Source organism: Candidatus Bandiella numerosa, from assembly GCF_021811875.1.
Lineage (GTDB): Bacteria > Pseudomonadota > Alphaproteobacteria > Rickettsiales > Midichloriaceae > Aquirickettsia > Aquirickettsia numerosa_A.
In genome coordinates, this window is sequence record NZ_JAJBJD010000230.1 from 1 (window position 1) to 397 (window position 397).

Annotated in this window: 1 protein-coding gene; it reads left to right on the forward strand. The window is 66.2% G+C overall.

Translation table 11 applies throughout. From position 1 onward, the window contains the following. On the forward strand, window positions 1-266 hold a 266-nt coding region (locus tag L8D11_RS05485; protein ID WP_236870656.1), incomplete at its 5' end, for an NAD(P)/FAD-dependent oxidoreductase. Window positions 267-397: the final 131 nt, after the last annotated feature.

Genomic DNA, 397 nt, shown 5'->3' on the forward strand with positions numbered 1-397 from the left:
CCCTTGGCCGGGTCGAGGGCGCGTTGGCCTGGGCCGGGATGATCGACACGATGCCCGATATCGTGCCGGTGGTGGACCGCGCCGCCAGACTGCCGGGCCTGTCCATCTGCACCGGCATGTGCGGGCATGGCTTCGGGATCGGGCCGGGGTTCGGGCGGGTCATGGCCTCGCTGATCGCGGGGGAAGACCCGGGCCACGACCTGTCGCGCTTCCGGCTCTCGCGCTTCTCCGATGGCTCCCCGATCGCGCTTGGCCCGGACATATGACGCAAGGTGCCGTCACTTTGGCGGACTGCCCCCTTGCCGGACTTTGAACAATCGGTCAGGTTTCGCCTGACCCTTTCATTGCTTTGGTAAGGAATCTGCGAATGCCCGTGAAGAGTCGTCTGGCCGAACTG